20 protein-coding genes and 1 pseudogene are annotated in these 21,680 nt (G+C 42.2%); 17 read left to right on the top strand and 4 right to left on the bottom strand.

Annotation, left to right across the window (positions count from 1 at the left end; translation table 11 throughout):
* Positions 1–22 precede the first annotated feature (22 nt).
* The 5 genes from AC787_RS31130 to AC787_RS31110 all read left to right on the top strand — a co-directional run bounded on the left by AC787_RS31130 (position 23) and on the right by AC787_RS31110 (position 6,837).
* Positions 23–1,336, top strand: a complete 1,314-nt coding sequence (locus tag AC787_RS31130) for a hemolysin family protein (RefSeq protein WP_054028863.1) — start codon at positions 23–25, stop codon at positions 1,334–1,336.
* A 51-nt stretch (positions 1,337–1,387) separates the two neighbouring features.
* Complete coding sequence (locus tag AC787_RS31125) at positions 1,388–2,176, top strand: undecaprenyl-diphosphate phosphatase (protein ID WP_054028862.1); 789 nt, start codon at positions 1,388–1,390, stop codon at positions 2,174–2,176.
* Between the two features lie 339 nt (positions 2,177–2,515).
* Entirely contained in the window at positions 2,516–4,378 is a 1,863-nt protein-coding gene (locus AC787_RS31120; protein WP_054028861.1) for an assimilatory sulfite reductase (NADPH) flavoprotein subunit, read from the top strand.
* A gap of 56 nt (positions 4,379–4,434) precedes the next feature.
* Complete coding sequence (gene cysI, locus AC787_RS31115) at positions 4,435–6,159, top strand: assimilatory sulfite reductase (NADPH) hemoprotein subunit (protein ID WP_054028860.1); 1,725 nt, start codon at positions 4,435–4,437, stop codon at positions 6,157–6,159.
* A gap of 150 nt (positions 6,160–6,309) precedes the next feature.
* Positions 6,310–6,837 carry a GNAT family N-acetyltransferase gene (locus tag AC787_RS31110; protein ID WP_054028859.1) on the top strand — a complete coding sequence of 176 codons (528 nt, stop codon included), beginning with the start codon at positions 6,310–6,312 and terminating at the stop codon, positions 6,835–6,837.
* A 34-nt stretch (positions 6,838–6,871) separates the two neighbouring features.
* Here the strand turns inward: AC787_RS31110 and AC787_RS31105 are convergent, their stop codons facing one another.
* From AC787_RS31105 to AC787_RS31090, 4 genes are all read right to left on the bottom strand, one after another.
* Positions 6,872–7,231 carry a VOC family protein gene (locus tag AC787_RS31105; RefSeq protein ID WP_321166197.1) on the bottom strand — a complete coding sequence of 120 codons (360 nt, stop codon included), beginning with the start codon at positions 7,229–7,231 and terminating at the stop codon, positions 6,872–6,874.
* A gap of 233 nt (positions 7,232–7,464) precedes the next feature.
* Positions 7,465–7,887 carry an arsenate reductase (thioredoxin) gene (gene arsC / locus AC787_RS31100; protein WP_054028858.1) on the bottom strand — a complete coding sequence of 141 codons (423 nt, stop codon included), beginning with the start codon at positions 7,885–7,887 and terminating at the stop codon, positions 7,465–7,467.
* 25 nt (positions 7,888–7,912) lie between these two features.
* Positions 7,913–9,205 carry an arsenic transporter gene (locus tag AC787_RS31095; RefSeq protein ID WP_054028857.1) on the bottom strand — a complete coding sequence of 431 codons (1,293 nt, stop codon included), beginning with the start codon at positions 9,203–9,205 and terminating at the stop codon, positions 7,913–7,915.
* Between the two features lie 50 nt (positions 9,206–9,255).
* On the bottom strand, positions 9,256–9,570 hold the full coding sequence (locus tag AC787_RS31090) for an ArsR/SmtB family transcription factor (protein ID WP_054029049.1): 315 nt from the start codon (positions 9,568–9,570) through the stop codon (positions 9,256–9,258).
* A gap of 185 nt (positions 9,571–9,755) precedes the next feature.
* Between AC787_RS31090 and AC787_RS31085 the strand changes: the two genes are divergently transcribed.
* The 12 genes and pseudogenes from AC787_RS31085 to AC787_RS31035 all read left to right on the top strand — a co-directional run bounded on the left by AC787_RS31085 (position 9,756) and on the right by AC787_RS31035 (position 21,565).
* Complete coding sequence (locus AC787_RS31085) at positions 9,756–10,202, top strand: MarR family winged helix-turn-helix transcriptional regulator (RefSeq protein ID WP_054028856.1); 447 nt, start codon at positions 9,756–9,758, stop codon at positions 10,200–10,202.
* Positions 10,203–10,356: 154 nt separating this feature from the next.
* Positions 10,357–11,757, top strand: coding sequence for an NAD(P)-binding domain-containing protein (locus AC787_RS31080; protein ID WP_054028855.1), 1,401 nt, complete (start codon positions 10,357–10,359; stop codon positions 11,755–11,757).
* Positions 11,758–11,903: 146 nt separating this feature from the next.
* Positions 11,904–12,665, top strand: coding sequence for an SDR family oxidoreductase (locus AC787_RS31075; protein ID WP_054028854.1), 762 nt, complete (start codon positions 11,904–11,906; stop codon positions 12,663–12,665).
* Positions 12,666–12,938: 273 nt separating this feature from the next.
* On the top strand, positions 12,939–13,517 hold the full coding sequence (locus AC787_RS31070) for a TetR/AcrR family transcriptional regulator (protein WP_054028853.1): 579 nt from the start codon (positions 12,939–12,941) through the stop codon (positions 13,515–13,517).
* A 78-nt stretch (positions 13,518–13,595) separates the two neighbouring features.
* Positions 13,596–13,763: pseudogene (locus AC787_RS35500) on the top strand (hypothetical protein); the annotation flags it as partial.
* Between the two features lie 518 nt (positions 13,764–14,281).
* On the top strand, positions 14,282–15,781 hold the full coding sequence (locus AC787_RS31065) for a malate:quinone oxidoreductase (RefSeq protein WP_054028852.1): 1,500 nt from the start codon (positions 14,282–14,284) through the stop codon (positions 15,779–15,781).
* Positions 15,782–16,143: 362 nt separating this feature from the next.
* On the top strand, positions 16,144–17,268 hold the full coding sequence (locus AC787_RS31060) for an NAD(P)/FAD-dependent oxidoreductase (protein WP_054029048.1): 1,125 nt from the start codon (positions 16,144–16,146) through the stop codon (positions 17,266–17,268).
* 117 nt (positions 17,269–17,385) lie between these two features.
* Positions 17,386–18,990 carry a plastocyanin/azurin family copper-binding protein gene (locus AC787_RS31055; RefSeq protein ID WP_054028851.1) on the top strand — a complete coding sequence of 535 codons (1,605 nt, stop codon included), beginning with the start codon at positions 17,386–17,388 and terminating at the stop codon, positions 18,988–18,990.
* 10 nt (positions 18,991–19,000) lie between these two features.
* Positions 19,001–19,666 carry a plastocyanin/azurin family copper-binding protein gene (locus tag AC787_RS33540; protein ID WP_082361357.1) on the top strand — a complete coding sequence of 222 codons (666 nt, stop codon included), beginning with the start codon at positions 19,001–19,003 and terminating at the stop codon, positions 19,664–19,666.
* A 95-nt stretch (positions 19,667–19,761) separates the two neighbouring features.
* A complete protein-coding gene (locus AC787_RS31045; RefSeq protein ID WP_054028849.1) occupies positions 19,762–20,331 on the top strand; it encodes an RNA polymerase sigma factor in 570 nt (189 codons plus the stop codon).
* Positions 20,332–21,093, top strand: a complete 762-nt coding sequence (locus tag AC787_RS31040; protein ID WP_054028848.1) for an anti-sigma factor — start codon at positions 20,332–20,334, stop codon at positions 21,091–21,093. It abuts the gene before it with no gap.
* Between the two features lie 172 nt (positions 21,094–21,265).
* Positions 21,266–21,565 carry a heme biosynthesis protein HemY gene (locus tag AC787_RS31035; RefSeq protein WP_054028847.1) on the top strand — a complete coding sequence of 100 codons (300 nt, stop codon included), beginning with the start codon at positions 21,266–21,268 and terminating at the stop codon, positions 21,563–21,565.
* Positions 21,566–21,680 lie beyond the last annotated feature (115 nt).

Below are 21,680 nucleotides of genomic sequence, written 5' to 3'. Positions count from 1 at the left end.
CCATTGCAAAAGGGAGAAGACGATGGTTTTAAAGCTTACTCTATTCGTATTATTGCTTGTATGTACTGCTTTTTTTGTCGCAACTGAATTTGCTATTATCCGAATGCGATCTAGCCGAGTCAATCAGATGGTAGCAGAGGGCCTGAAAAATGCTAGAGCTGTTGAGCAGGTAACGAGCAAGCTCGACGGTTATTTGTCTGCTTGCCAGCTCGGCATTACGATTACAGCGCTAGGACTTGGTTGGTTAGGCGAGCCCACCATTGAACTTATTTTACACCCTTTATTCGATCGGATTCATATCGAGGGTGAACTGAGCTCTGTGCTTTCGTTTGTCATTTCCTTTTTGATTGTGACGTATATGCATGTGGTGTTAGGAGAGCTTGCTCCCAAAACGTTAGCCATCATTAAATCGGAAGAAGTAAGTCAGTGGACAGCCCCAATCATCATTGTTTTTTATAAGGTGATGTACCCGTTTATTTGGCTTCTTAACGGATCTGCGAACTCTTTGGTGAGATTACTCGGTTTGAAGCCAGCAAGTGAGCATGAAGCTCATTCCGAGGAAGAAATCCGCATCATTTTGTCGGAAAGCTATGAGAGCGGGAAGATTAATAAGAGCGAGTATGGCTATGTGAACCGGATATTTGCCTTTGATGAGCGGCTTGCTAGAGAAATTATGGTGCCTCGGACGGACATGGCCTGTTTGTATGTGGATCATACTCGGGCTGAGAATCTAGAAATTATTATTAAGGAGCAATATACACGATTCCCAGTTGCCAAAGGAAGCAAAGACAACATTATTGGGATTTTAAATACAAAGCAATTTTTTCTGCGCTATGAAGCTAACCGAGATATCGATATAACATCGCTTCTCCAGCCAGTTATGTCGGTTCCTGAGGTCATGCCGATCAATAAGCTGCTTCGCAAAATGCAGCAGGAACGCGTTCAAATTGCTATTCTATTGGACGAGTATGGAGGAACGGCGGGGCTTATCACCATTGAAGACATCATAGAAGAAATCGTCGGGGAGATCCGTGATGAGTTCGATGAGGATGAAGTAAAGGAAATTGAATTCATAGAGCAGCAGCGTTATTTGGTTAATGGTAAAGCGTTAATCAGCGATTGGAACGAGATTGCGGGGACTGATCTCGAAAGTGAAGAGGTGGATTCCGTTGGAGGATGGCTCTTTAATCAGAAGCCCGAACTTCCCATTGGAGAGCCGTGGACATATGGAAATATGACCTTCATTATTCGCGAACGTGACGACAATCGAATCCGAAAAATCGAAATTCATACGGATTTGATCGAAAATGAAATGGGAACCTACGGACATGCATAGGCTTGTATAGAACAAGTAATATTCAGTCTATTTTTAGGGGGAGATTGGGCGTTGGGCGATCTAATTAATGCGATCATTATGGGTATCGTAGAAGGCCTTACCGAGTTTTTACCTGTTTCATCGACAGGCCACTTGATTTTAACAGCTGAGCTGCTAAATTTCACGGGTGACCGAGCGAAAACCTTTGAGGTGGTCATTCAGTTTGGCGCAGTGCTGGCTGTACTTGTGCTGTACCGAAATCGATTTGCAAGTTTGCTTAATTTCAAGATAGGCAAAAATTCGGGGTTGAATGCTCTTCATATTATTATTGCTATGACACCGGCAGGAGCTTGTGCTGTACTGCTGCATTCTTTCATTAAGGGCGAGTTATTCGTTGCAGAAAAGGTGCTGATTGGTCTTGTCGCTGGAGGAATACTGATGATCATCGCCGATCGTGTACGAAAGAAGCCGAGTGCAGAGGAACTGGATGACATCACCTATAAACAGGCCTTTGCCGTTGGATGCTTTCAGGTGCTTGCCTTGTGGCCGGGCTTCTCTCGTTCAGGCTCGACGATATCTGGCGGTATGTTGTTTGGCGTAAGTCAGAAAGCAGCAGCAGAGTTTACATTTCTAGTATCGGTACCGATTATGGCTGGCGCGAGTGGCATTGACCTTATTAAAAGTCGGGAGTTTCTCACCATGTCGGACTTGCCCCTATTTTTAATCGGTCTTATAGCTGCATTTGTCGTGGGCATGATTGCCGTCGTTACGTTCATTAACATGATGAAAAAAATTAGGCTTTCATGGTTTGCTTATTATCGCTTCGCGCTCGCAGCACTTTTTTATTTTATCATTTTATAAATCTAGGCAGCACTGATTTTCGACAATATTGTCGAGAATGATTTTCAACTACATATAATGAAGAGAAAATAGGGTTGGATGATCTATCATTAATTTATATCCAAACGATCATTTTTTCTAATAAATTCGAGAAAATCAGGGCAAATTGCCCTGATTTCTTTGTTTTGTGGGTGAATAATGGTCTTTTGCTAAAAAATAGCATTTTATGGGTGGGAAATCATCGTTGATGGATTTGTCTTATTATGTTAGGTTAATTATTATTGAGTACTTCTGAAGCACTAATTTTTATCAGACTAATAAAACTAATGATGATTTTATGTTTATGAGAGGTGGATATTGTTGCAACTTCAGGTAACGAACAGTCCTTTTAATCAAGAGCAAGTTGACCTTCTGAATCGCCTTTTGCCATCACTAACGGAGTCTCAGCAAATTTGGCTTACAGGCTTTTTGTTTGCTCGTCAAGCATCTGCAGGTCCATTAACTATTAGTGCAGATGTGCAAGCTGTTTCCGAAGGAACAGCTGTAGCAGAGATCATTTCCACTATCAGTCAGCCAGCCGTTTCCCATGAAGTTACTGTACTGTTTGGCTCCCAAACTGGCAATTGCCAGCGGGTTGCAACCAGCTTATCACGTAAGCTCGAAGAACAGGGTCTGCAAGTAACACTTGCTCCAATGAACAAGTTTAAGACGAACAATTTGAAAAAAGTCGAAAACCTGTTTTTGGTTGTCAGCACACATGGTGAAGGTGAGCCGCCGGATAATGCAAAGAGCTTCCATGAATTCCTTTACAGCAAGCGAGCTCCGCAACTAGAAAACGTAAGCTTTTCTGTCTTGTCGCTTGGCGATACCTCGTATGAGTTTTTCTGTCAAACGGGTAAAGACTTTGATCAACGCCTTGAAGAGCTTGGCGCAAAGCGTCTTACTCCGCGTGTGGATTGTGATCTCGATTACGATGAGGCTGTTGCTGGCTGGTCAGCGCAGGTTATCAGCTCATTAAATGATCGTTTGAATGCTGCATCGGGTGTGACCGCAGTTGCCTCGCAAGCTAGCAGTGAAATAACATCAGAACAATCCGCGTATTCGCGTACGAATCCTTTTAAGGCTGAAGTTCTAGCGAATATTAATTTGAATGGCCGCGGCTCTGATCGGGAAACACGTCATTTAGAGCTGTCTCTTGAAGGCTCTAATTTACAATATGAACCAGGGGATAGCCTTGGTATATATCCGGAAAACCATCCAGATCTAGTAGATGCGATCATTAAGCAAATGAACTGGAATTCGGAAGAAATCGTGCCTATCAACAAGAGCGGTGAGCAGGGCTCATTGCGTGAAGCACTACTTAAGCATTATGAGATTACGGCATTAACGAAACCTTTGTTAACGCAAGCTGCAGAGCTGACTTCGAACACAGCTTTGCGTGAGCTGCTAGCTGCGGGACAGGAGCAAGCGCTTAGAAGCTACATCAACGGACGGGATCTGCTTGATTTATTGCAGGATTTCGAGCCTTGGCAAGGAACGGCGAAACAATTTGTTGCTATTTTGCGTAAGTTGCCAGCAAGACTTTATTCCATTGCCAGCAGTTTCAAAGCGAATGAGGATGAGGTTCATCTTACAGTAAGAGCTGTTCGTTATGAAGCTTATGGTCGGGATCGTTATGGGGTATGTTCCGTACATTGTGCAGAGCGCGTACAACCAGGCGATAGCCTTCCGATCTATATCCAACAAAATCCGAATTTTAAGCTGCCTGTTGATTCGGATATTCCGGTAATTATGATTGGACCAGGAACAGGCGTTGCTCCGTTCCGTGCATTCCTTGAAGAGCGCGAGGAGCTTGGCGCAGAAGGGAAATCGTGGTTGTTTTATGGAGATCGCCATTTTGTTACTGATTTCTTATATCAGACCGATTGGCAGAGAATGCTTAAGGACGGCGTCCTGACGAAGCTTGATGTTGCTTTCTCCCGTGATACGGATGAGAAGGTATATGTTCAGCATCGTTTGGAGCAGAAGAGCCGTGAATTATTCGAATGGCTTCAAGCCGGCGCTTATGTTTATATTTGCGGTGATGAGAAGCATATGGCACATGATGTGCATACGGCCTTGTTAACCGTCATTGAGCAAGAGGGCGGATTAAGCGCTGATCAAGCGGTAGCTTATTTGAATGATATGCAGGATCAACAACGTTACCAACGTGACGTGTACTAATAAATAGTTAAAAAACAACAAGAGTACTTGAATGATTGCGAGAGGAGACAGCAACAATGGCGAAAGAACAGTTGGTTAAACCTATCGGTGGACCGCCAAGCGAGGTTGAGCATATAAAAAGCGAAAGCAACTATTTGCGCGGCGCATTGGTAGAAACGATGAGCAATCCGATTACAGGCGGTTTGCCTGAGGACGACAATCGGTTGTTGAAGTTTCATGGGAGCTATATGCAGGACGACAGGGATTTGCGTAACGAACGTGAAAAGCAGAAGCTGGAGCCCGCATTTCAATTCATGATCCGGGTAGTTCTGCCTAGTGGTGTAGCGACATCTGAACAATGGCTTGCAATGGATGGACTAGCGCACAAGCATGGTAACGGAACATTGCGGCTCACGACTCGCCAAACCTTTCAAATGCATGGCATTTTGAAATGGAATTTGAAGCCAACGCTTCAAAAAATCAATAGCGAGCTGATGACGACACTAGCAGCATGCGGTGATGTTAATCGGAACGTTATGTGTAGTCCAAATCCTTTTCAATCCAACCATCATGAGGAAGTAAGCTACTGGGCACGTCGAGTCAATGACCATTTGGCACCGCGTACACGCGCTTATCATGAAATTTGGTTGGACGGGGAGAAAGTAATAGATGGTCAACAAGATGGTGCAGAGGTAGAGCCTATCTATGGACCCGTTTATTTGCCGCGTAAGTTCAAAATTGGATTTGCAATTCCGCCATTTAATGATGTAGATGTATTCTCTCAAGATATCGGCTACATTGCGATTGTGGAAGATGGCAAGCTGAAAGGCTTTAACATTTCCGTTGGCGGCGGTATGGGAATGTCACACGGAGATACAACGACTTATCCGCAACTTGGTAAAGTTATAGGCTTCTGTCCGCCTGAGCGAATTGTCGAGTTGGCTGAGAAGACTGTTATGATTCAACGTGATTATGGTAACCGCTCGGTTCGCAAAAACGCTCGGTTTAAGTATACAATTGACCGTCATGGTATCGATTGGTTCAAAACCGAGCTTCAAAATCGACTTGGTTGGCAGCTTGAAGGCGTCCGTCCTTATCAATTCCAAAATAACGGAGACCGTTATGGGTGGTTGAAGGGAAGCAATGGCAAATGGAATTTGACTTTGTTAATCCAAAGTGGACGTATTGAGGATCAAGAAGGCAACCCGCAGATGACGGGTTTGCGTGAAATCGCCAAAGTTCATACAGGCGACTTCCGTATTACTCCGAATCAGAATCTTATTATCGGTAATGTAAGCAGTCAGAAAAAAAGAAAAATTACAGAGTTGGCTGAGCAATACGGACTTACCGATGGTTCACAGCATTCTGCTCTGCGCAGAAGCTCATTATCTTGTGTTTCATTGCCGACTTGCGGTCTTGCTATGGCGGAAGCAGAACGTTACCTTCCTACCCTTATTGATAAGCTTGAGCCGATTATTAATGAAGCAGGTTTGCGTGACCAGGAGATTAACATTAGGATGACGGGCTGCCCGAACGGCTGCGCAAGACCAGCGCTCGGTGAAATCTCGTTTATTGGCAAGGCACTCGGCAAATACAATATGTATATGGGCGCGGGCTACGCAGGTGATAGACTAAATAAGCTTTACCGTGAGAACATCGATGAAACCGAAATTCTCGATACTTTAAAACCGATCATTAACCAGTATGCGAAGGAACGGGAAACGGGTGAACATTTCGGAGATTTTGTTATCCGTGCAGGTTATGTTAAAGCCGTTCATGATGGTATGGAATTTCATAACTGATTTTGCTAATCATTAAGCAAAAGAAGACTAGGGCGTTATGCCCTAGTCTTCTTTTTTATGGAGAGCGTAAATTCATGGTTTAATAAATGAGATTGACCCGACTCTGTTAATGTGTTAATTTGGTAAAAATCATTAGAGCGGAGCGTGCTTATGGAGAAATCAGCGATATTAATAAAACCATCTATCGAATACCGCGATGCGTATGTATCCTTTTATGAGGATTGGTTAAAAAGCGGAGAAGACATGGTGCCATGGGTAATTGAAAGAGAACCGGCAGATTTTAATGCCTTTATTGATTTTTTATATTCTGAAGATAGCGAATCCAAAATAACGAATAGGGATCATGTTCCACACTCCACCTATTGGCTCCGAAATGAGGACAACATAATTGTGGGTGCGGTTAATATCCGGCATCGATTAAATGAAAAACTTCTCAATCAAGGCGGTCATATCGGTTATGGCATTCGCCCATCTGAGAGAAGAAAAGGGTATGCGAATAATATATTATCAGCTGCTCTGGAAATTACAAAAGAATGGGGTCTGCAAAAAGTTCTAGTGGTTTGTGATAAAGGGAATATCGGCTCAGAAAAAACAATTGTAAAAAATGGTGGCATTCTTGAATCGGAATACATAGAGGAAAATGGCAATACGATTAGAAGATTTTGGATTGAACTATGAATAAGCAATGAAAGAAATCATGACTAACTATTTCTTAGCATTTACAAACCATCAGCATGTTTCCGTCGGGATCTTTAATACTGAAAAAGTGACCATGTTCAATTTCTGATATAATCTCTACATCCTTATCTTGCATAAACTGAAAAGCTGCTTGGATGTCATCGGTATTAAAATGAAACATTGGTGTCCTTGCATGAGAGTCTTTCGTATAGATTTTACTGTCTAAAACAATGTTTTGACCGTTGTTATCCAGAGGGATACAGCATAAATGACCTGAAATAATATCATAGGTAGGCTCCAATTCGAGAATGGAGCAATACCATGCGCGAGCTTTTTCGATATCGCTTACGGCAACAAAGATCGCTCCCACTTTATTCATAATAATCCCCATCATCAAACACTCTCCTTTAATTTTACATTAATTCTATCATGCTTTATAGGTTCGTTTCACTTCATTTTTTACTGCCTAATCATTAAAAAGAGGCTATCCCGAATGTGATATGCTCCCCGAATAGTAGACAGGTGAAATAATAACAAACCTGCTGCTGTGAGGGGAGCATTTTCATGTCTAAAGTTGAATATTGTGCATCGTATACTGTCTACTTGACGGGGTGCAGTTCAGATATCTTATTGTCCTTCATTCACAAACTTCTCGATTCGAGCCTTGATTGCATCACGAACGTTTCGGAATTGATCCATGATTTCTTTTTCCGTGCCTGTTGCCTTTGCAGGATCTTCGAAGCCCCAATGCCATTTGACTACATTCAGATTTGAGATAATAGGGCAGTGCTCATCAGCATGTCCACAAAGCGTAATAACATAATGAGCTTGATTCAATATTTCTTGATCGATAACATTAGAAGTATTCTCGCTAATATCAATTCCAGCTTCTTGCATCACTTGAACCGCTCTTGGGTTCAAACCGTGGGCTTCGAGGCCAGCACTTTTTACAACATATTGTTCACTACCGAGGGAATGAAGGAAACCGTCCGCCATTTGACTCCGACATGAGTTACCCGTGCACAAAAAATAAACCAATTTCTTTTCCATATTGCATATCTCCTTTGAAATCCGTTTAGTGGATGATGTTAAGCCATAAGTAAAGGCCAACTAAAGTTATAAACAGCACTGGAAGCGTGAGTATAATTCCAATTTTAAAATAATACCCCCATGTAATATTCACGCCTTTCTTAGACAGAACATGCAGCCATAATAAGGTAGCTAATGATCCAATTGGCGTAATTTTTGGACCTAGATCAGAACCAATCACATTTGCATAAATAAGCGCCTCTCGTAATACACCATTTGTGTTTGTTCCCTCGATAGCCAGAGCATCAATCATAACCGTAGGCATATTGTTCATAATGGAAGAGAGGATGGCAGCAATGAATCCTGTACCGATTGTAGCAACAAATAATCCTTGTTCAGCTGTCCATTGAAACACTTTGCCGAGCTGGTCCGTGAGACCAACATTTCGAAGTCCGTAAACAACGACATACATGCCGATGGAAAAGACGACAACCGACCAAGGCGCTCCTTTAATGACAGCACTAGTATGGATAGCAGGACTTTTGCGAGCAGCCAAAATAAAGACGAAAGCTGCTAGACCAGCAACAATCGATACAGGAACATGGACAAACTCACTAACTAAGTAGGCAATAAATAATACGGCTAAAACAATCCAAGATAGCTTAAACATGCGCATATCTTTTATCGCATCACGAGGCTGTTTTAGCTGGTTAAGATCATAGTTTTTTGGAATGCTTCTCCTGAAAAGCAAATATAGAACGAGCAAACTTGCTCCTACTGAGAAAAAATTCGGAATAATCATCCGACTGGTATACTCAGCAAAACCAATTCCAAAGAAGTCAGAAGAAACAATATTAACCAAGTTACTGACCACAAGCGGTAGAGAAGCCGTATCGGAAATAAATCCACTTGCCATAATAAATGGCAGGATCATACGATCATCGAATTTTAAAGCTCTAACTATAGCAAGAACAATCGGCGTAAGAATGAGTGCAGCACCATCATTTGCGAAAAATGCAGCGACAGCAGCACCGAGCAATACAACAAAAGTAAACATGAGGTAACCATTGCCTTTTGCAAAACGTGCCATATGGAGTGCTGACCATTCGAAGAATCCAATCTCATCTAAGATGAGCGAGATCAGGATGACAGCCACAAACGCGATTGTTGCGTTCCAGACCATGCCGGTTACATCCCATACGTCATTAAAATCCACAATACCAAAGAGCAGGGCAAGTATTGCTCCACCAGCAGCCGAATAGCCGATATTTAAACCTTTAGGCTGCCAAATAACGAAAATCAAAGTAATAAGAAAAATAAGGGATGCGATAACTAACATGATTCCTCCTGAAACCTTTGTTCATGACAACTACTCTGGAAGCATGGCCCTTAATTGCAGCAGTTCGGGCTCAGCTTTTTTAAATCTTCTCTCATGGATGGGAGCTCGTCTAAGATGTCATGTAAATATGGTTTATCTTCGATATTTAAAGAATAATATATCCATTGTGCACGCCTTGTCTCATTAACTAAACCGCCAACTTTTAATTTTCTCAAGTGCTGGCTTACATTAGGTTGAGTTGTTTCAAGTATCGCAACGATATCACAAACACACATTTCTTGCTCCTTAAGAAGAGCGAGGATAGTAAGACGAGTCTTGTCTGACAATAGCTTCAATGTCTCGGCAAGATTGTCTAACGGTTGCATCATTTAATCACTCCTTTAGGCATCGTCTTGTAATAATAGATCGTTCAAATCTTTCAATATTTATTATACACAGCTGATTGTATAAGTAAACAATTATATAAGTGTTTGCGAATATAAAGACAAACTAATAAATAACTTGCAAATTACAAGTAAATGATATATAAATGGAACAGGGGGAATGAATAATGAACAACCCACGTGAACTACTACAAATGCTAGCAAGGCAGTTTGGACTGTTGAACAAAAACTGCTGCCAGATCAGTGGACTGGATATATCACTCATTCATAGTCATATCCTTTATGAAGTTGATCGCCAGAACATGTCTTCCATGCAAAAGGTAGCAGAGACACTCGGTGTGGATATTACGACCTTTAGCCGACAGGTTCAATCCTTAATAAAGATGAAGTTAGTGAAGAAAACAGCTTCTCCGGAAGATGGGAGAGTGTTTCTACTATCACTGACAACAGAAGGGAATTTTGTGGCGGGCTCAATTGAAACTATGATGAACGATTATTTAGATGAAGTCTTTTCATTTATGAATGAGTTTGAGAAAGAAACTGTCATCCGTTCTCTACATTTACTGAACACAAGCATGCAAAAATCAAAAATGTGCTGCACACCTATGGGGTAATGAGATTACTCCATATCTTTTCGACTAATACTTGCAAAATGCAACTAATGTTTGTTGATTGAGAAGATATTATATGTGAGAAATACGAAGCAATTGTTAAGAGAGCAGACCAAGCAGATCTTACTGCGGAATATCATTGGAGGAAAAAATAGCTATGAAAAACATTGAACTCAAACAATCCGTATCTTGTTGTGCCTCATCTTCCAGTAATCAAGAGGTTACAATGCAACAACCAAATATAAAATTGAATAAACTACCTGTAGCAATCATTGGGGCAGGCCCGATAGGCTTAGCCGCAGCAGCGAATTTAGTGGAGCACGGCGAGAATTTCATCCTATTTGAATCCGGCTCACAAGTTGGAAACAATATTTCGGATTGGGGACATGTCCGCTTGTTTTCACCATGGCAATACAATGTAGATAAAGCAGCTGCAAAATTGTTAACCAAAAGTGGATGGAGCGCTCCTTCTCCCGAAGAACTGCCTACGGGTCAAGAATTGTTAGAGAATTACTTGCTACCATTATCTGATCTTCCTGAGATTAGTTCGCAACTCAACCTAAATACCAAAGTAATAGGCATAGGCAGAAAAGATACAGATAAAATGAAGTCAGAACTTAGGGAGATCCACCCGTTCGTGATCTATGCAGAAGTAGATGGCACGACGCAACGATATGAAGCCAAAGCAGTAATTGATGCTTCTGGGACATGGGGAAACTCGAATCCCCTTTATGCAAATGGTGTCTGGACCAATGAAGAACGATCACTAAACAATAATATTTATTATGGGATCCCCAATATTCACGGGAGAGACAAGGAAAGATATATAGGGAAAAGCATCGCAGTGGTCGGCGGTGGTCACTCCGCTATAAATACATTATTAGATCTTGCTCAGCTAAAAGAGACTGATCCGACTATGAAGATTATTTGGATCATGAGGAAGCACAAAGTAGAGGACGCATATGGTGGAGAAGCCAATGATCAACTTGAAGCAAGGGGAGAATTAGGAAGCCGCATTCACCAATTGGTCAATACCAATCAATTGCAGGTGGTTACTCCATTTAAAATCCAAAAGTTAAGCCGTTCAAATGGGAAAATGACGATTAGCGGTAAACACAAAGAGGAGAGCATGGATTTGCACGGAATTGATGAAATTATTGTAAATACTGGTAGTCGGCCAGATTTTTCTTTCTTGCGAGAACTACGACTTAACATTGATCAAGATACAGAAAGTATAGATACTCTTGCTCCGCTTATCGACCCTAATATCCATAGCTGTGGTACAGTTCGTCCTCACGGAGAAAGAGAACTGCGACATTCAGAAAAGGACTTTTACATTGTTGGGATGAAGAGTTATGGTCGTGCTCCAACATTCCTTATGGCTACTGGTTATGAACAAGTAAGGTCTGTTGCAGCTTATCTTTCGGGTGATTATGATGCTGCTTTGAAAGTTGAGCTGGATTTACCAGAAACAGGTGTATGTAGTATTAATAATTCGCCAACGAAAAAAGATGAAAGCTGCTGTTCAACAATACCAAGAGCAAATGACGATGCCTGATAATCAGTGTTTTTTATATAGAAAGTAGTTTGGAACATCATAAGGAGTGGTACCCCCGACCCGCTCCTTATTCATTGACAAAGTCTCGAAAGTATCCCTATAATTTAATTGAACAACTGTTCAATAAATATTTGGAGGGATATGTTATGCGTTTGAAAGGTAGAGTAGCCGTCGTTACGGGTGCGGCATCGGGCATGGGTAAAGCGATTGCAGAGTTATACGCGAGAGAAGGGGCTAGTGTTGTCGTCTCGGATTTGAACATCGAAGGCGCGAAAGCCGTTGCAGCCGGAATTCAAACAAATGGCGGCAAAGCAATAGCAGTAAAAACAAACGTTGCTGACCTCAATGATATTAATGCGATGATCGATACGGCTGTAAACGAATATGGAACGCTCGATATTTTGGTTAACAATGCCGGTATTATGGATAACATGGCGCCTGCAGGCGATGTGGATGATGAAAAATGGAATCTTATTTTCGATATCAATACAAAAGGCGTTATGCGTGCGACACGCAAAGCGATTCCGATCTTCCTGGAGAAAGGAAAAGGAGTTATTATCAATACAGCCTCGACAGGCGGTTTCAGCGGCGCGCATGCGGGCGTTGCTTATACAGCTTCCAAACATGCGGTAATCGGCATCACCAAAAATACGGGCTTCATGTACGCACAGAAAGGCATTCGCTGCAATGCGATTGCACCTGGCGCAACGATTACAAACATCGTTTCGACGATTAATAACGTGAATGAGTTTGGCGCTTCACGAACGAAGGTGACCCAAGGCGTTATTCCGCGCGTCGGACAAGCTGAAGAAATTGCACAAGTGGCACTATTCCTAGCATCCGATGAATCGAGCTTTGTGAACGGCGCGGTTATAGCCGCGGACGCTGGTTGGACGGCAGGTTTCTAAATTGACGATCAGCTCGATAGAGGATGGAGTGCATTTATTTCCATAAGCTGATCGAAAGCACTTAACCCATTCTTGATTTGACTCAAAAGGCTACAGGCAGCTCGGCTGCTTGCAGTCTTTTTTCCATTGCTAATGACACAATTGCCATAAAGTATACAATTCGCAGATAACATTATATAATACACTTCAGATTGAAGTTATTGAACAAACGAGGATCAAATCGTTCATTAAGCGACTCATAGCAATTGTTTAACATTGAGGTGAAAAGAAGATATGAATGAAAATGATTTAAGGGTCATTAAGACAAAAAAAGCATTACATCAATCGCTCTTAGCTCTATTAAAAACAAGAACACTTGAATCCATCTCCGTGTCCATCCTATGCCGCGAGGCTGCCGTGAGTAGAGGCACCTTTTATTTGCATTATGTAGACATCAGGGCATTGTTTGATGAGCATCTGCATTATTTGCTGAAAGATTTGGAAGATTCGTATTACGAGCCATACCGGCATGTTTCACAATTAATCCCGAGCCATCTCGATCCTACGACCATTCGTATCTTCCATCATGTGAAGAAATACCAATTGTTCTATGAGATTGTGTTTGATAAGAAATCGTCATTGTCCTACTATTATTCGTTGTTAGATAAAATAAAAAGCTTAATGCAGAATAGCTCTTCGGTTTACTATTTGGGCAATAGAGATCTTTCTTTACTAGTCGCTTATCAGTCTAATGCCATTATGGGCTTGCTCATTCAATGGAGCGAAGACGGATTTGCTCACAGCCCGGAATATATGAACGAACAGCTCACCTATTTCTTAAGAATGCAGGATAAGGAGTCATTCCCTGAGTAGTAGTTAATTGGAGCAAAAAATCAAATAGGAACTTTCGGTTCTCAGAAGCCTGAAATATCAGGCTTCTTTTTGTTTTTTAGTGCCACACGTGCTCAGCAGCGTGTACTCGCCACTTATACGGTTTGCCCTCCCCATATGCGGGAATTGGAGTCAATGCTTGAAGAGGGTACCTATATACAGAGTGTTCTGAGACAACGTATCACAATGCTGGACCTGCTTGAAAAATACGAAGCATGTGAACTGCAGCTGTTTTTGTGCAAAGTGCTTTTCTTTTTTTGTACACGAAACGTTTCTAATGGTGGGATTTACGCTTATAGTTGGATAAAATATTTGAATCCGATTAAAGAAATCTGCCTACGCAAGGCCAGTAATCGATTTGGATTTTAAAATTACTTTATCTGAACAAATAATTTCTGAATTTTATTTTTTCATGATACGATAAAGAGGTACTAACGCTCATCTTCAGAGGAGTTAGAATAATGTATCCAAAATGTAAAACCGCTGTTATGAGGAAAGGTAGCGGCAAACCAAAACCTTAATCCTTGCAAAAAGCGGGGTTAAGACCTTGGATTTAGCTTTTAAATAGCTTATAATTATCAGATCATAGTAGATAACTTAATCTACAAATAATTTTAATACACTTTGATATGGTTTTATTTGAAACAGAAAAGGTGTGTGACTAGGTCGCACGTTGGCTTAGTGTGACGCCTTAGCAAGAGCGTCAACTTCATTTCTGTAAATTTTAGGGTATAAGGATGGTAATAATGAGCAGCGGAGAAACTAAAACAGACGTCATCCTAATTGGGGCCGGAATCATGAGTGCCACTTTAGGGACACTACTGAAAGAGTTAGTACCAGAATGGAAAATTACAGTGTTTGAAAAGCTCGAAAATGCAGGTGAGGAAAGCTCTAACGAATGGAATAATGCAGGAACAGGACATGCGGCATTGTGCGAGCTTAACTACACTGTCGAAAAACCAAACGGATCTATCGATATTAGCAAAGCTGTCGAAATTAATGAACAGTTTCAGCTTTCAATGCAGTTTTGGTCTTATCTTGTAAACAGCAAGTTGATACGTAATCCGCAGGACTTTATCATGCCATTGCCTCATATGAGTATGGTACAAGGGGAACAAAATGTATCGTTTTTAAAGAAACGTTTTGAAGCGATGTCAAATAATCCTCTATTTCAAGGGATGGATTTTTCTGATGACCCTGGAAAACTGAAGGAATGGATTCCGCTTATTATACAAGATCGTCAATCGAATGAACCTATAGCGGCAACCAAAATCGACTCTGGAACTGATGTCAATTTTGGTGCTTTAACGCGCAATTTGTTTGACCACTTAAAGAGTAAAAACGTAGATATCAAATACAAACATAGCGTTAATAATATTAAACGTACGAGTGACGGCTCGTGGGAATTGAAAGTACGAAACGCCAGCGGTAATGTCGAACGCCATACTGCAAAATTCGTCTTTATCGGAGGCGGAGGCGGAAGCCTGCATTTACTGCAAAAATCCGGTATTCCTGAAGGAAAACATATTGGTGGATTCCCGGTAAGCGGGATATTTATGGTGTGTAATAATCCTGATGTGATAGCGCAGCATCATGCAAAAGTATACGGCAAAGCTAAGGTTGGAGCTCCTCCAATGTCTGTTCCGCATCTTGACACAAGATTTATCGACAATAAAAAATCGTTGCTATTTGGTCCGTTTGCCGGCTTCTCACCAAAGTTTTTAAAAACCGGTTCAATGTTTGATTTAGTAACTTCCGTAAAACCGGATAATCTCGTAACGATGTTGTCGGCAGGTGCAAAAAACATGTCATTGACAAAATACCTGATCGAACAAGTTATGTTATCGAAAGAAAAGCGCATGGAAGAGTTGCGAGAATTTATCCCTAACGCCAGAATTGAGGACTGGGATTTAGAAGTAGCGGGCCAGCGTGTGCAAGTTATCAAAGATACTGTAGCTGGCGGCAAAGGTACACTTCAATTTGGTACGGAAGTTATTAGTGCCGCTGATGGCTCGATTGCAGCATTACTAGGTGCTTCTCCAGGTGCTTCAACTGCTGTTCACGTAATGCTTGAGGTATTTAAAAAATGCTTCCCGCAACATATGAAAGAGTGGGAACCGAAAATTAAAGAAATGATTCCTTCATATGGCGTGTCACTAATGGAAAATCCAGAGCTTCTGCACGAAATTCATACTTCAACAGCAGAGGCGCTTGGTCTAAGCGAAAAAGAGCTAGTCACTAGTTAATTCTTTGCATTTAGAAACAAAGGTTTTAAAAAATACAATATCATTAAAAATAAAACACAGAATCTTTAATCTATCTATAGATTAAAGGTTCTTTTTTTAAAAAATTCGAAGTTAGAGCTGCTATGTTGAACATTAAAAACCGTATCATAAGAAAAATCCGTTCCTTACAACTGAATCCTGCAAATACTATTTACCTTGCAAAGTATTTAGAATCTGACATTTAATTTATCTAATAGGATATATTCATTGGAGATCGATCCGATTATTGATGGAACACTTCAAATGCCGCGTCATACGCGGCATTTTCTATTGATAGGGATCTCGTTATAATGGGAAGAGGGATTACAGAAAGGAATGAAATCATCATGAAAATAATTGTTATTGGGGCGGGAATTGCTGGAGCATCAACCGCATACCAATTGGCTAAGCAGGGAGCAGATGTCCTCATCATCGATCGGAAAGATGAAGGACAGGCTACGGATGCAGCTGCCGGCATTATTTGTCCTTGGCTGTCGCAGAGGCGCAATAAGGCATGGTATCGGCTTGCGAAAGCGGGGGCGCGTTACTACCCTGTGCTAATTGAAGAGCTTGAAAGCGAAGGGGAAACCGAAACCGGCTATGCCAGGGTCGGGGCCCTTAGCATACATATGGATCAGGAGAAGATTGACAAAATGGAAGAGCGAGCTTACAAACGTATGGAAGATGCGACAGAAATCGGTGAGATTACCCGGCTTGATGAACATAGGACCCGTGAGCTCTTTCCGCTGCTCATGGAAGGATATTCTTCCATTCATATTAGCGGAGCCGCTCGTGTCGATGGTCGGGCGCTGCGTGATGCTTTGCTTCGAGCTGCACAACGGAACGGTGCTGAGCTTATATACGGAGATGCTAAGCTTGAATTTCAATCCAACCGTGTAACGGGCGTAACGGTTGGGGCAAATCGCTATCCAGCTAATATGGTTATCGTTTGTGCGGGAGCTTGGGCGGGATCGTTGCTACAACCTTTGGGCATTGATTTTAAGATAAGTTATCAGAAAGCGCAAATCATGCACTTGCAGGTTCCAGACGCTAAACAAAATACAGGAAACTGGCCGGTCGTTATGCCGCCTACCGATCAATATCTGCTTGCATTTGAAAAGCAGAAAATCGTGATAGGGGCGACTCATGAAAATAATATTGAAGGCTACGATACAAGGATCACGCCAGGCGGAATGCACGAAATTTTAAGCAAATGTCTTACATTGGCACCTGATCTGGCTGATAGCACGTTCCAGGAAGTAAGGGTGGGCTTTCGTCCCTATACAGCCGATTTTCTTCCGGTCATAGGCGCACTTCCAGATTGGGAAGGACTTCTTGCGGTAAACGGTCTTGGGGCCTCTGGATTGACGATGGGTCCTTATATCGGAGTCCAATTGGCTAAGTTAGCACTAGGAATGGAATTAGATATCGATCTAACCGATTATAACATTCGAAAAGCCATTAGCTGACCTGTTGGTAACAAAAGTGTTTTGCTCGCCTGCAAAAAAATATTTATTTTAAATCAAACCTATCATTCCTCCGCAGCGTTATCTCTACATGTAAAGATCATAAAGGAGGAATTATTAATGCTTACACGATTAAAGAAACTGTTTTTGATTACTGCAATGAGTACGACAATCATTGCCGCTCCACTTGGTTCCGCGTCTGCAGAAGAAATGTCGTCCGCGATCAAGTCCGATGCTGATACGGCATTTGAACTTGGGCTGCTAATTGGAGACGGCACGGGCGTGGATACTGCCTATTTGAGTAAAGCGTCAACGCGCTTGCAAGCTGCTATCATCTCGCTCCGCCTTAACGGAGAACTGAAGGAAGCGCTAGCATTTACAGGCAAATCTAATTTTTCCGACGCTGCACAGGTTGGCACAGCCAATCAATCCGTTCTGGCCTACTTGAAAAGCAAACCGGAGATAGGCTGGCAAGGAGCAGGTAACAATCGTTTTGAACCAAACGCAGCGATCAGCTCCCAGCAATTTTACAAGGTAATATTAGAGAACCTCGGTTATAAATCCGGATCAGACTTTACATACCAACAATCGGAAACATTTGCAGCTTCGCATGGCTTGAAAGAGATTGCTGGCAAGTCGTCGCTGCTGAATGCACATCTAGCAACATCTCTTGTCGAAGCGCTGTCTGCCAATACGAAGGACGGCATGCCGTTCTTTGATACGCTGCAAACGAGCGGAGTCATTGCTCCTGAGTCAACATTGCCGCAAGGTGAGCGAATTGGACTTGGGCAAAACGACAAGCTCGGCAAGTATTTTACGGATAAAAACGGGCGTGCGCTTTATTTCTTCACGAAGGACGCGGAGAACGTTAATTCCTGTCAAGGAGATTGCTTGAAGAATTGGCCGATCTATTACGATGCCAATCTTCAAATACCGGCTTGGCTGAATAAAGCTGACTTTGCCGTTATTACTCGCACTGACGGCACGAAGCAGTTAACTTACAAAAACTGGCCGCTCTATTATTTTGTAAAGGATAGCAAGCCTGGCGATGTAACCGGTGAGGGCGTAGGGGGAGTATGGTTTGCGGCGAAGTCGGATTACGCGATTATGCTTGGCACCTCGAAGGAAGCAGGCAACTATTTGACTGACGATTATGGCAGAGCACTTTATTATTTTGACAAGGATACATCTGGAAAAAGCGTTTGCGAAGGCGATTGCCTCGTCAATTGGCCTGCATATTCATCTTCAAGCGTTAGCGTACCATCTACGATTAAAGGAAGCGATATCGGAACGATTACCCGCTCGGATGGAAGCAAGCAAGCTTCATTCAAAGGGTTCCCGCTCTATTATTTTATAAAAGACAAGGCACATGGAGAATTGAATGGTCAGGGCGTCAATAAAGTCTGGTATATTGTTAATCCTGCCAGTTTTAATGGAACGACTGCATCGACAACGCCAACCGCACCGACTGTTAAGACCTACAACATTGATATTAAAGAGTACTCCTTTGGCAAGGAAGCTCTTACCGTGGAAGCAGGCTCCAAGGTCATCTTCACTAACTACGACGAGATGAAGCATAATGCGGTTGCTTTGGATGGATCCTTCGCCACTCCTTTGCTCGCTAAAGGCGATACCTATACGGTAACTTTTGACAAACCAGGTACTTATAATTATTTCTGCGAGCCGCACAAGTCTTTCATGACTGGTCAAATCATCGTAAAGTGAGCGTGAAGACATGCGAAATATAACTTTTGGATGTTTGATGCTAATCCCGCTTCTCCTCTTCTTATCGGGCTGCGGGGCTCAGGTGGCAAACAAGAATGCTGCCCATAATACAATGGATATGACAGCTGCTCCAAAAAGTACTGAAACTTCTGATGAGCATGCAGAAGATGAGGGTGATGGGGCGGGAAATACGACTTCATCTCCTAGTCCAACGGATGCTGTCTCCCCAGCGCAGGAGCCGGTTGAAACGGAAAAGCCGAAGGAGACGGAAAAGCTTGAAGCAACGCAGAAGCCGGCTGCAACGGAGAAAGCGACAGAAGCGACGCCAAAGGCTACTGCGGCTCAGCCTAAGTCTACGCCTAAAACACCGGTCAAAACGGTGGAGCCGATAAAAGACAAAGAACAGCCTTCTGACGCGGTGACCGTTCATACGGTTGAGATTACGAACTTCGCCTTCTCACCGGATAAGCTCGAAATCTCGCAGGGTGATATCGTTACCTTTATCAATAAGGATGAGGTAAAACATTCTGCAACTGCTGATAATGGGCAATTCGATACGGAGCTGCTTGCCCAGGATGAAAGCAAGAAGGTTACCTTCTCAGATGCAGGCGAGTTCGGCTACTATTGTATACCTCATCCTGGTATGAGAGCGTCAATCGTAGTGAAGGAAAAATAATTATCTTTTATAAAAAGATTAGGAGCAGCTGTTTAAGGCTGCTCCTGTTTCTGATAACATAAAAAAAAACAAGCCTGTTGTGGAGGCGCAATGTGATGCTTAATCTTACCGATCAAGAACTCATGCAGCTAATTAGAAACGGTAAAAATAAAGCGCTGTCCGTTCTTTATGACCGGTATGGCGCTTTGGTGTATTCCTTCGCCATCAAGGCGGTTCGGGATGAGCCAACCGCAAGAGATATTTCACAGGCGGTATTTATGCGTCTATGGACTACAGAATCGGAATATGACCCGGATAAGGGGCGTTTTACAAGCTGGCTCCTTACCATTACCCGCAATATAACGATGGATCATATTCGAAAACAAAGAAGGGACGCTTCCGGTCTGGTACAACTAACAGAGGAACGATTTAATGAATTGCCTGATCAATTGAGCCTTTCACCCGAGGAGCATGTTGTTAGGCATTCCTTAAGGGAACAAATTCAGCAGGCATGCAAACATTTATCTACATCACAGAAAACGCTGATCGAGCATTTTTATTGGCAAGGCTTTAGCTTAAGAGAGCTGGCACAGCTGTATGATCAGCCACTCGGAACGGTCAAAAACAGACTTCATCAGACTTTGAAAATATTGCGAAGGCATCTTGCAGCAAAGGGGGATCTTTAAATGAATGACGAAGCATACAGCAGCGATTGCGATTTCATACTCGATTATCTTTCTGATGCTTGCACCGAAGAGCAGAAGGAAGCATTCGAACGTCATTTGACTTATTGTGATTCTTGCAAGCAAGAGCTGGCCGAATTACAAATCGTATGGGAGGAGCTTCCCTTAGATATGGAACGAATTGAACCTCCAAAGGATTTAAAGGAGCAAATTATGTCTGCTGCCAAAGCAGCGCCTAAACACCATAAAGCACGGAGTGAAAGAAAGCTATGGAAGCCAGCAATTGCCGTAGCAGCAGCAGCGCTTATTTTTGTCAGCGGCTCGTTATGGGATAATCCTTTCATTAAAAATGAGGAAACACGATTAGAGTTAATTGAAAATGCTTTATTTGCTCCAGCATCCGAGATTGTACAAATTACGATGCTAAAGGCGGAATCCACTGAGAAGAAGCATGCGTATGGCGTCGCATGCATTGTCGACAATGGAAAGAGCAAGCAGTTTGTAGTCTATGTCTTCGGAGCCGAAGAAACGAAAAACGAGGAAGCATATCAGGTTTGGCTTGTCCGAGAAGGCATTCGAACGAGCGCGGGCACGTTCCGCGTCGACGAGAAGGGAGTAGGGCTGCTCGCGATGGGAATAGAGTCTGATCAATTAATCTATGATAGCATCGGTATCACTCTAGAGCCTGATGAGAATGGCGATCAGCCGCGCGGGACTAAAGCTTTCGGAATGGATACCGGTTCTGATTCGGTAAATACACTATAGCTTTAGAATGAATGAGCTGTCTCACAAGGTTATCGACCTTGAAGGACAGCTTTTTTTATATTTACGCGTAAATTAGTATGGTCCAGAATAATTGTCGATAATTCGAATATCTTGACAAATCTTACTGTAACTAATATCATTACAGTAAATAAGAATGAATCGAGGACAAAACATGAAATGTAAAATCAATCGAAATGCAGCAAATGTCTTAAAAAATATGTTGAGTAGTAAAGAATCGGATGGGAAGATGATTCGTGTTTTTATTACGCAGAATCATGGAGAGCATGCTCATTATGATATAATGCTGGATACACCTACTGAACATGATGAAATCGTAAAAACAGACAAAGACATTGAAATCGTATTAGATAAACGTGAAGCCCTTTTAGATGGGGTTTGGATTCAATTTTTTTATGTGCCTGAAGAAGGTTTTTTCATAACAAACCCTTCTACAGGTTTTCATGACAAATAAGGGTATGAAACAATAACTTAATATTGACATACAGGCAGCCGACTATTGTGGCTGTTTTTTTTGTCAAAAAACTAATGGGCAGATTTGGTTAAATGGACTTATGAGTATTCTTATG

This window comes from Bacillus sp. FJAT-28004 (assembly GCF_001280845.1).
Classification (GTDB): domain Bacteria; phylum Bacillota; class Bacilli; order Paenibacillales; family Paenibacillaceae; genus Pristimantibacillus.
Note: the sequence above shows the minus strand (reverse complement) of the source record. Positions and strands in the feature narration are given on the sequence as shown.